We start from the raw sequence: 13,483 nt of genomic DNA on the forward strand, positions 1-13,483 counted from the left end.
CCTGCTCAAGCGGGAGAATCCGCGCCTATCGTTCCGCGACTACTTCTTTTCGTACACGTCGAACTGGGTGACCGTCGGTGCGCCCAGCTTCTTGCCCGTGGTTCTCAGTTCGCAGATCCAGTCTCGAAATAATTCGGGACCTTTCATGGGGAAATTTTTCGACGTGCCACTGACCCAGTACATGCCGAATTCTGCGTCTTCACGTGGTGCGCGCACAACGACGTCAAATACCTCTGAGTAGTAGCCTTGATGGTCGGTGACATCGGCGAAAGACAGCGTGTTCTGTGCGCACAGCACGACGGCTTCTTCGTAGGGCCCCTCGTAAAGAATCCGACTCGGCGGATCGAGATCCATCACATCCGAGCAGCCGGCGGGTCCGACCACGAGTCCGGAAACGAGCGTGAGCGCTGCGCCTATGCGAATTCGCCGTACCATCGGAGATCCAATCGGTCGGCAGTGGGGTTGGCTCATGCTGGCGTGAAAGTTGTTGGCCTGTCAATACGCCATGGCTCGGCGGGCGCTTTGTATCCTCATCGAGCCGTTCGAGGGCTCGATCTCGACGGAACGCCGTCGATGTCAGAAGCGGAATACTGCGCGCGGGCCGGTCGCGCGGCCCGGTACTGCGACTGGGTAGCGCGGGCCAGTTGCTAGCGTCGTAGGTAGTTCGATCGTGATAGCGACAAAGGATGGTGATTCAGATGAAGACAAAGACCTCGCCACTGGAGGTTGCAGCCCTCGTTGTTCTTGCCGGATTGGGCCTGTATTTCGCTGTCGTTGTTCCTGCTCTCACGATGACACTGCACGCGCTCCCCGTCGGACTCATCTTTCTGGCGGCCGCGGCCGCGCTGGTGATCTTCATGGTGCGACGCTCGCATCGACGCTGACCCGCTTACCGGATGCGGTTCACAAACGGGTCGATGACAGCCCAGGTCGATTCCGGGGCCTCAAGGTGGGGGAGGTGTCCTGCGTCTGGGACGACGGCGAACTCCGCACCGGGAATGGCGCGGGCGACAGCCGGGCCATAGGCGGGCGTGACGATGCGGTCGCTGGCGCCGAACACGACGAGTGTCGGCACGGTGATCGCGTCGAGGCGCTCGAGGAGTGTCGCGTCGCTCATGCCGCGCCCCGCGATTGCAGCCATGGTCTGGCCGTTCGACTGCTGGATGGCGCGCTGCTCGTCGGTGAACGCCGCGGGGTCTCTGTAGCCGAGCTCGGGGTTGTGCCAGGCGGCCTCGGCGAGTTGGCGGGCGTCGAGCGCAAAGAAGTCCGCGACCGGCTCGCCCTCGACGACAGCGCCGACGCCGTCGATGTCGATCACGGCGCCGACCAGGCCGACGTAACGCTCGTCGGCGGACTGGATCGCCATCTCGAGTGCGATCCAGCCGCCGATCGACGACCCGACCACCACGACGTCGCGCTCGCCACGCTCGAGAAGGTTTTCGAGGTAGGCGGTTGCGAGCTGGGCGACGGATGCGATGTCGTCGGGTCTGCTCGTGCCGTTCCATCCCGGGTGGGTCGGGGCCAGAACGTGCATGGTCGCGGCGAGGTGGCCCGCGATCGGCGCGACGGTTTGGGGTCCGCCGCCGCCGTGCAACAGCAACAAGGTGCGCGCATCCGGATTGCCGGACTCGACGATGGGTGTGTCCTGGGGGAGCGAGGGAGTCATCACGGGCCTATCTAAGTATGTTTATGTACTGGTGTTGATACGCTAACACGATGAGGACGAATCTGGAATCGCTGGGGCAGGCGATCAAGCAGGCGCAGTACCGCAATCACCGCACGATGGATGCCGCCCTGCGCGAGGTCGGGGTGAGCCTGGTTCAGTGGGACGCCCTGCGCGCGATCGACCGCATGCCCAGCGCATCCGGTCACGATCTGGCGGTTGCGACATTTCAGAGCGACCAGGCATTCGGCACGCTGGCCAACCGACTCGTCGACCGAGGGCTCATCTCACGCGCCGCAGGGCGCGGGCGGCGCATCGAACACGTCCTCACCGACGCGGGGCGGGAGGCGCTGCGAGAAGGGCACCGCGTCGCTGCGAACGTGCTCGAAGACCTCTTCGCCCCGCTCGACGAGGAGCAGCGCTCCACGCTCGAGGGGATTCTGCGGAGGCTCGTGCAGGAGCCGTAGACCCGTGGTCCAAGAACCCTCTTCTCGCCTGACGCTTTACTTCTTTTTGCCAAGCCCGCTCACCTGTTCGGCCTCGCCTGCATCCGTTGACGATGACGACGAAGTTTCCGGAATCCTGAGGCCTCCGCTGAACCACGGCTCGGGTTGTAGCTCAGTGCCTCTGGTTGCGCGGGTGCTCCTTGGGACTCTCTCGTTGCCACGCTTGTAGTTCCCCGTGATGCGCGCCATGAGCTGATGAGGCTCGTGCCCTACTTCGGCCAGAAACTGCTGGGCGGCGGCTCCTCGCAGGGTGGCGGCACGGCGTCCGTGATGGCTGATCACGACGTCGCCGCCAATTGACTCGTACGTGAAGCCGTCGGGTCGATTGGCCGTGCAACCCAGCATGCCTGACGGTGTGACGAAGCTTCAAGGCGGTTCGGTGGATGCGGCGCGCAGGCAGTTGGGTCGGGTCCTGGTAGCCGGGAACAACCGAAGAGCTGCTGCGCATCGCCCGCTGCTTGAATGACGTGGTCGGACACCGTCTTGCGATGTTCAGCGTAAAACTCAGCGTTGCCGACATCAGCGTGCCGTCAGAGGCGATGTAATCTCGGCAGGCACTAACTAACGCTAGGTGGAAATTCTCCTGAATGTGTAACCGGCCTTCTTGATGTTGGCGTCGAAGAACCGCCCGTGACTCGTGGCGGACATGAGACCCTCGTAGATGAGGGGTGGCACGCCGGAGTACCGGTAAACCCCGCCCTGGTTGAAGGCAATCTCAAGTGTGCGCGTGCCGGGGTCGTACCCGACTTCGGAGAGGTTGCTGCTGATGACTGGAACGCGGTTCATTCGTGATCTCCTTCGATCTCGCCTGAGGCCTCGAGTTCGGCGAACTTCGATGCCATTGTGGGGTTGCCTCGGGTAAGCCTTCTCAGGGTCACATCCTGCGCTTTATCGTTGGCAAGTCGCAGGTTGCGCTCGGAGCCGAGCAGCGCTTCTTTCGCTTTTTGCAGCCTGTCGATCGACTTGTCGATCTCGTCGATGGCGGTATGAAAGCGGCGCGACGCCAGGTCATAGTTCTTGCCGAACGACGTCTTGAAGGTCTCGAGCTCGCTCTCGAAATTCGTTATGTCAACGTGCTGCGCCTTCACTAATGCGAGCTCGGTCTTGTACTTAAGGGAATTCGTGGCGGCGTCTCGGAGCAATGTGATCATCTGGATGAAGAACTGAGGCCGGATGACGTAGGTCTTTGGATAGCGGTAGGAGACATCGACAATCCCGGTGTTGTAAAGGTCGTTGTCCGGCTCGAGCAGCGAGACGAGAATTGCGTACTCGCATCCTTTCTCGTTGCGGTCCTTATCGAGCTCCTTAAGAAAGTCCTCATTCTTTTTCTTTATGGCGGTGGTGTCGTTCTCGTTCTTCATCTCGAACATGATCGAAACGATTTCGGTGTTCGCCTCGTCCGAGTCGCGGAAGATGTAGTCGCCCTTGCTGCCAGTGCGAGCGTCGTTGTCCTTTTCGAAGTAGGCGCGAGGGAATGCGGTCGAACGGATTCGATTGAACTCGATCTCGCAGTGCTGCTCCAGGGTCTCGCCGACCATTTTGGTCGAGAGTTTTGCTTTCATGTCCCGCAGTCGTTCGATCGCATCGTCGCGATCCTTTAGTTGCGTCTCGTACTTATCTTTCAAAGAAGTCTCTGCGAGTTGTTTTTCTAGCTGAACCTTCTCCAGCCCGTTCCTTAGTTCGTCACGCTCCTTCTCGACGACGCCGAGCGCTTCGGTAATCTCCAGCTTTTTGGCCAATTCAACGGATTCGAGTGTGGCCTTGAGCTGTTGGATCTCCGAGTCCTTTGCGGCCTCAGACTTCTGCGACTCAGAGGAGAGCTTTGCTTCCGCCAGCTCGACCGCTGACTGCTTATCGTGTTTGGCAGTCGCAAGGCTGTTGAGTGCGGCATCGCGCTCTTTTTCAATCGTGCTGAGTGCTTCCGCTATGGCCATCTTTTGTTGCAGCGCACCGGCATCTAGCTTTGCCTTGAGCTCGTTGATCTCGGCGTCCTTCATAGCTGTCGACTGCTGCTGTTCGCCGACCGTCTTTGCCTGGGCCAGCTCCAAAGCGTTTTGCTTGTCTTGTTCCGCGAGTTCGAGGCGTTCATGGAGTTGCTTTTCAAATGCTTCGTCACGAACTTGCTTAACGATGTCGGCGTAGCCCGCTTCGTCAATCGTGAACGTTCTCCCGCAATGCGGACATTTGATTTCGTTCATTGTCTTGTTCCCCTATCGTCGCCGTGCGGTCAGATCGTCGTCTCAGTTCCTGCCGGCATAGGTTCGCCAGTGAGGGCGGCGATCTGTATAACTACCGCTCGGAAGATGCTCGGCAGATCGGCATCATCTGCCGAGAACACGGCATTCCGGTAGGCGAGAAGATTCTTGTTACTTCGTGAGGCGAGCGTGATCCCCACCGCGCTGAGGGCCGCGTCGAAGGTCTGCCAGGCTCCGAGTTCCTCTTCAATATCGTCGGTCCACATAGTGAAGTCGCCGCATACGACGCTCGGGCTACCGAACGTGTAGGGGAGGGCTCCGACGGTGGCGGTGGAGATCGATGGCAACGCCGCAACCAGTCTTTCGGTTTCTGCCTTGTGGCTCCCGTGAGCGGTCGCCCGTTTAACTTGAATCTCGTCGTCGGTGAGGCCTTGATAAGTCTTGCGGGCCGCTGTTCCGTAATCACCGTCTGCAAGCACGTAGGTTGGTATGCCGAGCGCAACCAGGATCGCGCGTGCAACCCGCAAACCGCCTTTACCCTCGACGGACAGGACAGTTACTCCGAGCCGGTCTAGATCATTGCCAAGTTTCGTTGCCACTGCTTCGAGCACGATCCGGTCAGTCTGTCCCTCGACGAGGACGACAGCGTCGGCAAAAAAACCTTCGGAGAACTCCGTGGGGACGTAAGAAACGATGGCCTTTTCGATGCTGTCCTGATTCAAGCCTGATGCGACCGCGACCGACGTGACGGAAGCCGTCGCCACGGAGGTCTCACCGTTTGCGTAGGTGAATCGGTGAAGGGCCTCGAACTGTTCAGGTTGAATGAAGTAAGGGCTGTGCGTCGCGAGGAGCACTTGAACGTTCGGCTGGCCACTTAATTCAAGCAAGGTCCTAGCGAATGATCGTGCGCGCACCGGATGCTGATATATCTCAGGCTCCTCGATCGCCACGATGATGCTCGGTAGAGCGCTGAGCGATTCCTCTAGACGAGTCTGTGTCGCGGCTTCATCCTCTCCTTCGTACGCTTCGTGAGTCTTTCGGGTGAGATCTTCGTCTGGAACCATGACCTGAAACATGGAGATCATGACGGCTCGTTGTACTCCATGTCCTTGCCGGGAGACGTCGTTAGTGACTCCCGCGATGGTCACCGCGGTTGCGATCGACGGGTCAAGTTTGGGGACGAACTCCGGCACGGTCGGTGTGAGCGTCACACTGGCGTTCGGTATCAGTGAAGCGAGGCGAGCGTTGATACGGCCAGCCTGGACACCGGTGGCGCCTTCGATGCTGGTTCGGATCTCACCCGCGAGTTCGTTCACGGCATCAGCATGCTTCTCCAGCCACGCGGCCTGAGCGCGCGCACTGGCCGCTGCCATGAACGCACCAACAAGTTCTGTCAGCGCGGTGCCCCGCGATGATGTCCCCACCTCACCTGCGATGCTGGTGGCCGCGGGAATGAGCACAAAGCGCACGCAATCTCGAATTACGTTGGCCCCGTTCCACCCCATCATCTGGGTCGCGTCAGAATCTGCAATCTCGATGAGCAACGTCGTATGAGTGGCGTCCGATTCCCAGTCGATGAGTGCGTCAAAGATTGTGTCCTTGCTCGCAGTTCCGGCAAGCTCCGGGAGATCAGTGACGCTTTTTCTGAGCTCACGGTACATTCTGCGCCGGTCCGCAATGGGCTGGTCGGCGCGCAACTCAGCAAAGCCGGGGCCTTGCTTCGCGTTGCCGACGGTCTTGGTTTGTTTGGTGTCTGCGTACCAAGTACGACGAATTTCTGCCCTGTCGCCCCGGCCATACTGCTGCAATCGGTCGCGGTCCTTATCAGTGAGAGCGGTGAACGTGACAGTCACCTCGACGGTCGCACCAGGTTCGAGAATGCCGCCTTCTTTGCACCCATGGACATCGATTTCGGAGAGCGGCGTTGCGTTAAAGAACCAGTCCAGCGCATAAAGCACGGACGACTTTCCTGAACCATTTGCGCCTATGAATGCCCCATAGTCGTCGACTCGGAGCGTGATGTCTTTCAGGCTCCGGTAGTTGCGAATGGTGACCGTTTCGATGCGCACTTATTCCCAATCCTTCTGTCAGACCAACATGAATATCGCGTCAAGGAGCGTGTCGCGTGTCTGGACTAATCGGGGCGTTGTCTTCTATGTCCACCCCAGTGGAGAAATCCCACAGGTCGACTCCCCCAAGCCCATACCCCAGTGTGTCCAATCACCGGGTCAATAGATAGAGGAATCGAGAATTGCTCGAAAGGCGTCGCCGTCGCGGCCGGCCTCGGGCTCGGCCCGCTCGAACGCACGCAACGTCGTGAGCGTATCGGCACGGGGAGGGAGCAGCGGCCGCTGATGTTCGCTCGGACGGCGGGAGGATTCACGTGAGTGTGGAGAATCGGATCAGTCACACGCTGCGCGGTTCGGTCGCAGGCAGTGGCCTCGGGCTAGTCGGCATGAGGGAGCGCGTGGAGTCGTGCGGCGGGACGCTCTCGGTGTCTTCGGTCGATGATGTCTTTCGCGTGAGCGCCGTGCTCAGCCCGGTGGGAGCGCAGCTCGCATGACGAACATTCTGATCGTCGACGACCAAGACGACATGCGGGCGGGGATCCGGTCGATGCTGCTGCTTGACCCCACGTTCGTTGTTGTGGGGGATCTGTCTGATGGGCTGCAGGTGCCCGCGTTTCTGCGGGACAAGGCGGTGGACCTGGTGCTGATGGACATTCGGATGCCCGGGATCGACGGGGTCGAGGCGACGCGGCGGATCCGGAAGGAACATCCGGCTTCAAATCTGCGCGTGATCGTTCTGACGACGTTCGACCAGGATGAGATCGTGCCTGCGGCGCTGCGCGCGGGGGCGAACGGGTTCCTGAGCAAGAAGGTAAGTCCTGCTGAGCTCGTGGCAGGCATCGCGGAGGTGGTTGCCGGTGGCGGGGCCCTGTCCGGGGCGGCTACTGCTGCACTGATCGGGCACATGACAGACAGCCCGCCGCCTGCGATCGACAAGGAGTTGCTTGAGCGCTTCTCCGCTATGACGCCCCGCGAGCGCGATGTTGTCGTGGCCGTCGCGAGCGGACTCGACAACCACGAGATCGCCGCGCAGATGTCGGTGTCGCCGTTCACGGTGAAGACCCACGCGGTGCGGGCGATGACGAAGGTCGGAGCGAGGGACAGGGCGCAGCTGGTGACGTTCACGTTCCGGGCGGTATTGTATCCGTGACGTCAACCGCAGTGAGCGAACCGCCGGGTCCTCCATCGGCCCTGGAGCTTGGGTGGGGACGGCTTCAGCGGCCTAGGGCTCCATGACCGCACGGCGAATAGCTCCCAGCTATCATGATTGCCTCATGAAAGAAAGTTAAGAAAGTCCATCCGCGACGCGCCTGACGAGGCCAGCGGCCTTCAGCTTCAGATGGTCATGACTTTCGACCAGTCTGGCTGTCATGACGGTAAGCGCTCTAGGTGCGTTGATAGTAGTTGTCGGCGTTATAGGAGCCGCTGTCTTGAGCGCAAGGGCGTTGGCGCTCGCGCTACTCGCGTTCGGGGCACAGCTATGATCTCGCTCGCGCAAGGAATTGCGGCGGGACAGGAGCTTGCAAGCGTCGAGAGGAGGAACGCCAGCGTCACCGCGCCGCCGGTGTCGAGCTGGCCGCCGAACGCGAGGAAGCCGCCGAGCCCGTCGATTGTTCTCGATCAGCACATTGAGGAACCACGCCCCTCGGCCGTTTGGGCCGCCACTCCGCCGACCTTTGAGCGCCTCTCTTCGCGTAAGCGAACGATCGTCTTCTTCCAAACAGTCGATGATCGGAAAGCACTCGATCCAGGGGGCTACGGTTCTGACCCATAAATGTTGCGGAAGGTTCAGCTCTTCTTTGACTACAGTCTTGTCATGGGCGAACTCGAAATTCCCGATCTGGCTGATCTCGGGTTGCCCGGTGCGTTGGCTGGCGCCGGGGCCCTAGGTATCTATTGGACGCTCGGACCCTCGATCAAGGCTGTAGGAAACTCGTTCGGTCAGTGGACCGAGTACCGCATGAACAACCTGCTTCGAATCGGAGAAAAGGTCAGCGCACGTCGCGAATTGCAGTCAGATCTCGATGACGGATCCCCACGAGCCGTTCACCCGCGCCTGGCCGCGGCACTCATTGAGAATTCATCGTGGGTAGATGACGATTTACATCAGGAGTACTTTGCGGGACTCATTGTTGGTGAGAAAAATGAGTCTGATGATGGTCTTTTCTACTCCCGCGTCGTATCGGAATTGACGGCTTCGCAAGTTAGGCTGCATTTTCTGATTTATCGCGCTTACGAAGGATCCTTCGCGACGATTCAAGCCCCACGCTTCAATGGAGGAGATGCTGCACTCAGGCAGCTCACGGTGCGCGCCTCAAAGTCGTCGTTTACGGGCGCGTTGCAACTTCGTTCTTTCGACTCTCCGTCTTGGGCAGCCGCAGTTCACGGTCTCGTAAGAGCTGGACTGGTCACCGAAATAGCCCCAATATCCGCGGGCAGTGACACGATCGTGGCAGTCCCTAGCTTGCTTGGCGCGATTATTTATCACCGAGCGCTTAGCTACACAACGGAGGGCATAGACGCCATTCGATCTGACCGCGCGCAGCTCGAACGAATCGATGGACATTCATACGCGCCGTTTCCAGATGGCGTGGCGGGTCTGGCAGACGTCGTGATTGGCGCTGTCTGACCGAATGCGGGAGCGTGTGGAAGAGGGTTCCGTCTCCCTGCACGTCCAGACCGTACCGCTATTCTGCGGGCATTAGGTTGAACGCAATGGTGTTCAGATGAACGGTCATAGGGATGATGCGCACGCAGCTCTTGACGCCTGCTTGGTGCCAAGCGGCTCGGCCGCCGTCGTGGAAGTCGGTGCCCCGGGTCCTGGTGTCGGGTTTTACCAAGACGCACCATCGCAACACCGAGGTTCATTATTCGCCAGCAGTGCTGGATGCCAATCGGCAGGCGTCGAATTGGACACGCGCTTCCCAAATGAGATTTGGGCACCCCGGCGCTCTCACGAAAAACCTTGCGATTGCATTTAACGGCTTGAGCTAAGAGGGCGGAATGGGGTCAGTTGACATGCGAGAGCGCGCGAAGTCCGTTGTGACTTTCCTGATCACCCATAGGGCTTCTAGTCCAATATGGAGAGATGGACTACGACTTCTCGACCCTGGGACCGACGAATTTTGAGCATTTGGCTCAAGCGCTGGTCGCCAAGACTGTAGGCGCTTCAATCACTGTTTTCGGGGTCGGTCCCGACGGTGGGCGGGAAGCCTCCTGGCTTGGTAACCAACTCTTCGAAAAAGATCCCGAGGGCGGTTTCGGGGTGCTGCAGGCCAAGTACAAGACCATCTCGTCCACCCCGTCGGAAAATTTGGATTGGCTTAAGGAGCAAATCGGCGATGAGCTTCGAGATTGGGTAAAGCCTGACTCCAAACGAGAGCAGAAGCCAGACTCACTTCTTTTCGCGACAAACGTTCGACTAACCCCAGGTGACGGAGGCGGCAAAGAGCAGGCCCGTGACTTCGCGGAAGGCCTTGCAAAAAAGATTGGGTTGGACTCTACTCGGCTTCACATCTGGAGTTACGACGAGATCCGTTCCTTACTTGATGGTGCCGACGATATCCGTCGCCGTTACGCGGCGTTTGTCACGCCGGGCGATATTCTCTCGCGAATTCTCGATGACCTGAACGCTCAAGATAAGGCCCTGACCGAAGCGCTGGCCTTATACACGGCTCGGACTTTGGTGGACGATGACCTCCTCAACCTGACCCAGGCCGGAACTGTAAATGACCAACGGGTGAGTGTTTCTGATGTCTTTGTAGACCTTCCTGTCGTGAGCGCTGAACGTGCCCAAGACGCAAGAACACTTCAACGCCTGCACAGAGAGTCCGAGGACGAACTTGGTGTTGCCTCGCGGATGATTCGTGCATTCAGTGGGATTGGAACAGGTACCGATGCAGAAGTTAAGAACGAAAGGATTGGCAATAATCGAGCAGTTCTGGTGGGTGGTCCCGGACAAGGGAAAAGTACTATCACGCAATGGCTGGCGCAGGTCTATCGCTCAGAGTTTCTGCGCGAATCGCGCATAGCTGAGTCAGAAGAAGTAGACGACGTAATAAAACGTCTTGAGAATCGAATGAGTGAGGTTGGGATTGAATCGCCAAGGTCCCGACCCTGGCCGTTTCGGCTCATCCTCTCAAATTTCGCGGATTACCTTACCCAGCATCCTCAATCGAGCCTGCTGAGCTACATGTCTCACGAGATATCCGATAGGTCCCCGGTAGAAGTGGATGCAGCTGCGCTTCGAGGATGGCTGTCTTCATACCCCTGGCTTCTGCTCATCGATGGACTCGACGAGGTACCCAGTTCGAGCAATCGAGATCAGGTCATGGAGAGTATTGCGGCATTTTTTCGGGATGTAAAACTCCTTGATGCAGACGTTCTCGCTCTGGCCACGACGAGACCGCAAGGGTACAACGACGAATTTTCACCAAAGGTCTATAAGCATTTTCACTTACTGCCGCTCAATGCGAATCAGGCGCTTGCTTACGCCCAAGGCCTCGTTGTTGTCCGAACAGGCAAGGGGACAATTCAGTCCGCCAAGACCATTGAGAGATTGACGCGAGCCAGGGGAGAGGAATCAACCGCAAACCTTTTCGAGTCGCCACTCCAGGTCACGATTCTCACCGTTCTACTGGAAAAGATTGGAAGTGCTCCTCGTGACCGATGGCGACTTTTCTCTCAGTACTACAAGGTGATCTCCGACAGGGAGCAGGAGAAACAAGGAGAACTGTCAGAACTCCTTCAGAAGTACGAATCGGAGGTAGCTCACATCCACCGAATAGTCGGCATGGAGCTTCAAAATCGCAGCTCGCAAGCGGGAGGGGCTTCCTCTTTTCTCACGGTGGAAGAATTTGACGGCATCATTAAGGAGCGTTTTAGGGCAATTGGCTATACGGAGGAGGGGCTTGAGCAAATACGTGACAACTTCAAAAGACTGGTCACTGACCGCCTGGTCTTCCTGACAATATTGAACGCGTCGCGGGTGGGATTCGAGCTGAGAAGCTTTCAGGAATTTATGGCGGCGGAGCACATCGTGCACCAGCGTGAATCGGAGATTATCGCCGAAATCCGATCAAGGGCTTTGACTCCGTTCTGGAGGAACGTCGTACTATTTGCCATTGGTTCAGTGTTCGCCAATAGGGACTTCCTTAGGTCGGATATTCCTCTTATGTGCGCCGACATCGATTCGTCGGGAGGACCAGAGGACATCACTCGTCCAGGTGCGTATCTGGCCTTGGATATTCTTAAGGAGGGTATTGTCCAGGCGCAGCCGCTCTACGGACGGGCCCTCGCCGTAACAATGATGAAGCTAATGGACGGACCGCTTAACCGTGATCTCACGACGCTGAGGGCTCTTTCCGACACTGAGGCTCTTGAAGTTATCCGAAACATAGCGTCTGAGACTTCAACGGCTGGTTTGTCGACGTGGCTGAACCGAGCCCTAAGTCTCGACGCGATCGATGCCGAACCCGCACTCCAAAAACTTTTTGCTCACGCAGGTGCAGAACTTCGAAAATTGCTAGTAAGTCTTGCGCAATCCGTCCCAACGCTTGCGGCCCGCGACTTCGTTCGTGATGAGGCTTTCAAACAGAGCCCATTCCCTACTTTGTCAATGACCGAGATCTTTTCCCGAAGGGGAGATGAGTGGGATGAAGGTAGCCAGGACGTCCGGTGGGACGTACAAAAAAGCGTGGTTACCTACCCGCGTTTTAGAAGTTTTAACGTGCGCTTCAAAAGAGACGAGAACGAGAATCTACTCATTCGAGCAAACTCCGTGCTTCCTGATGAAAGTTCAGCCAGAGTATGGCAAAGCTTGGCATCAAGCCAGGGGGAAGGCGAGGACTGGGAGGCAATTAAGGCATCCGGCCGATTTGCTCACGATCCTGGGCCTGAGCAGCTCGCCCAGGCCCTCGAAGCCTTCGCCAGTTCGACCTGGGAACTTTCGCACTCCTACTACGGTCTTCCGTGGGTCTTGGTCACTTGCCTACAGAACGCAGGACTGTATGCGGCTACCTTCGGACGCGAGCGCCTGAGAAATCGACTACTTCGACTGGCTGATCTGGCTAGGCACGGGTCTTTGGGGACCTTCGACGACTGGGAAGCGGCCGAGAGGAGGTGGGCAAGCTCTCTAGCGGTAACGGATTTATCGACGCCGCCGGAAGTCGACTCGGGCGATGAAAATGAGTGGGATATGCCTGTCTGGCCTGCACTTTCCTCCGTGGGCTTCGTCTCTACCATCGGAATGATACTTTCTCGGTCGCGGCTTCCGGGCGACGATGATTCTGCCGATTCGACTTTCCTGAGCGCCTTAATGAGACAGGATCAATTCCTGTCTCCCGGTGGCCACCGAACTAATCTGCGAACTGCTGCGTTGATGGCCGCCTCAACCATCGCCGACGATATCGACAGGAAGGGTACGACTCCACCTTCATTTGTCTTCCAGCTCGAGGAGGCTCGATGGTTGGCCTCTGCACTTGCCACACCGGGGGTTACTCAATACGCATCTTGGCTCTTAAATGTTCCTGGCGATCTGAGCGAAGAACCAGGGCGGTCCATAATTAAGCTGCTGGGAGAATCAAACTTCGAGCCCGGTCGTCGCAATGATGCGCTGGGGCTTCGACTTATAAGCGGCCCTTCCGACGATCTTTGGGCGTCGTACCGGCTGGCTGTTCTCTGGTCGCCGCTTCTGGCACGTGATCTGCCAGAAAAGTTGTCACGCCTCGGCCCCGCCGTGTCGAGTGACCAGAGGAAACTCGAAAGAATTGCCGAACTTCTCACGGCCAGTAAGGCGGAAATAGCAGCCGGTCGCTTTGACGACGCGCTGGTTTGGATGAGTGATGAAACGGACTCGCTCAATAGCGACTGGTTCGAGGCGACAATGGCGACGATGGACCATGAATTCGCAATGGTCGCCACCACAAGATTTGCCAAGGTGACTCAAGATTCTCATCCGTTCGTGGCCGATCAAATGATGAGCTCGGCGCAAGAACTCGAAGAGGAGAACGACTAGCCTCGCTTCGAAGGGTCGAACTAACGGCCGCATGG

General features: G+C 58.2%; 10 protein-coding genes. 5 read left to right on the forward strand and 5 right to left on the reverse strand.

The genetic code is table 11. The features are described 5' to 3' along the window. Nucleotides 1-39: 39 nt before the first annotated feature. On the reverse strand, nucleotides 40-384 hold the full coding sequence (locus CCK87_RS16420) for a hypothetical protein (RefSeq protein WP_140162906.1): 345 nt from the start codon (nucleotides 382-384) through the stop codon (nucleotides 40-42). A 314-nt stretch (nucleotides 385-698) separates the two neighbouring features. Between CCK87_RS16420 and CCK87_RS16425 the strand changes: the two genes are divergently transcribed. Then, complete coding sequence (locus CCK87_RS16425; protein WP_140162907.1) at nucleotides 699-884, forward strand: hypothetical protein; 186 nt, start codon at nucleotides 699-701, stop codon at nucleotides 882-884. A 5-nt stretch (nucleotides 885-889) separates the two neighbouring features. On the opposite strand, the gene CCK87_RS16430 is transcribed toward CCK87_RS16425, so the two are convergent. Beyond that, complete coding sequence (locus CCK87_RS16430) at nucleotides 890-1,666, reverse strand: alpha/beta fold hydrolase (RefSeq protein WP_086462501.1); 777 nt, start codon at nucleotides 1,664-1,666, stop codon at nucleotides 890-892. A gap of 50 nt (nucleotides 1,667-1,716) precedes the next feature. Between CCK87_RS16430 and CCK87_RS16435 the strand changes: the two genes are divergently transcribed. Continuing rightward, entirely contained in the window at nucleotides 1,717-2,130 is a 414-nt protein-coding gene (locus CCK87_RS16435; RefSeq protein ID WP_086462502.1) for a MarR family transcriptional regulator, read from the forward strand. Nucleotides 2,131-2,736: 606 nt separating this feature from the next. Here the strand turns inward: CCK87_RS16435 and CCK87_RS16445 are convergent. From CCK87_RS16445 to CCK87_RS16455, 3 genes are read right to left on the reverse strand one after another with little or no spacing between them, the layout of a single operon-like run. Then, nucleotides 2,737-2,955 (reverse strand): KTSC domain-containing protein, encoded by a 219-nt coding sequence (locus CCK87_RS16445; protein WP_086462503.1) that lies wholly within the window; start codon nucleotides 2,953-2,955, stop codon nucleotides 2,737-2,739. Then, on the reverse strand, nucleotides 2,952-4,367 hold the full coding sequence (locus tag CCK87_RS16450; protein ID WP_086462504.1) for a DUF2130 domain-containing protein: 1,416 nt from the start codon (nucleotides 4,365-4,367) through the stop codon (nucleotides 2,952-2,954). The genes CCK87_RS16445 and CCK87_RS16450 overlap by 4 nt, the downstream gene beginning before the upstream one ends. A gap of 29 nt (nucleotides 4,368-4,396) precedes the next feature. Beyond that, nucleotides 4,397-6,433: an AAA family ATPase gene (locus CCK87_RS16455; protein ID WP_086462505.1), complete on the reverse strand. Its 2,037-nt coding sequence runs from the start codon at nucleotides 6,431-6,433 to the stop codon at nucleotides 4,397-4,399. A gap of 490 nt (nucleotides 6,434-6,923) precedes the next feature. Between CCK87_RS16455 and CCK87_RS16460 the strand changes: the two genes are divergently transcribed. From CCK87_RS16460 to CCK87_RS16470, 3 genes are all read left to right on the forward strand, one after another. Further along, nucleotides 6,924-7,583 (forward strand): response regulator transcription factor, encoded by a 660-nt coding sequence (locus CCK87_RS16460; protein WP_086462506.1) that lies wholly within the window; start codon nucleotides 6,924-6,926, stop codon nucleotides 7,581-7,583. A 666-nt stretch (nucleotides 7,584-8,249) separates the two neighbouring features. Continuing rightward, the gene (locus CCK87_RS16465) at nucleotides 8,250-9,062 is read left to right on the forward strand and encodes a hypothetical protein (RefSeq protein WP_140162908.1); all 813 of its coding nucleotides are present in this window, start codon (nucleotides 8,250-8,252) and stop codon (nucleotides 9,060-9,062) included. Nucleotides 9,063-9,521: 459 nt separating this feature from the next. Next, a complete protein-coding gene (locus tag CCK87_RS16470) occupies nucleotides 9,522-13,448 on the forward strand; it encodes a hypothetical protein (RefSeq protein WP_086462508.1) in 3,927 nt (1,308 codons plus the stop codon). Nucleotides 13,449-13,483: the final 35 nt, after the last annotated feature.

This window comes from Agreia sp. VKM Ac-1783, assembly GCF_900177765.1.
Taxonomy (GTDB): domain Bacteria; phylum Actinomycetota; class Actinomycetes; order Actinomycetales; family Microbacteriaceae; genus Agreia.

What these genes read in the sequence shown, in the direction of transcription:
- CCK87_RS16425 (WP_140162907.1), top strand. Translation starts at nt 699, where the DNA reads ATGAAGACAAAGACCTCGCCACTGGAGGTTGCAGCCCTCGTTGTTCTT.
- CCK87_RS16430 (WP_086462501.1), bottom strand. Translation starts at nt 1,666, where the DNA reads ATGACTCCCTCGCTCCCCCAGGACACACCCATCGTCGAGTCCGGCAAT.
- CCK87_RS16435 (WP_086462502.1), top strand. Translation starts at nt 1,717, where the DNA reads ATGAGGACGAATCTGGAATCGCTGGGGCAGGCGATCAAGCAGGCGCAG.
- CCK87_RS16445 (WP_086462503.1), bottom strand. Translation starts at nt 2,955, where the DNA reads ATGAACCGCGTTCCAGTCATCAGCAGCAACCTCTCCGAAGTCGGGTAC.
- CCK87_RS16450 (WP_086462504.1), bottom strand. Translation starts at nt 4,367, where the DNA reads ATGAACGAAATCAAATGTCCGCATTGCGGGAGAACGTTCACGATTGAC.
- CCK87_RS16460 (WP_086462506.1), top strand. Translation starts at nt 6,924, where the DNA reads ATGACGAACATTCTGATCGTCGACGACCAAGACGACATGCGGGCGGGG.
- CCK87_RS16465 (WP_140162908.1), top strand. Translation starts at nt 8,250, where the DNA reads ATGGGCGAACTCGAAATTCCCGATCTGGCTGATCTCGGGTTGCCCGGT.
- CCK87_RS16470 (WP_086462508.1), top strand. Translation starts at nt 9,522, where the DNA reads ATGGACTACGACTTCTCGACCCTGGGACCGACGAATTTTGAGCATTTG.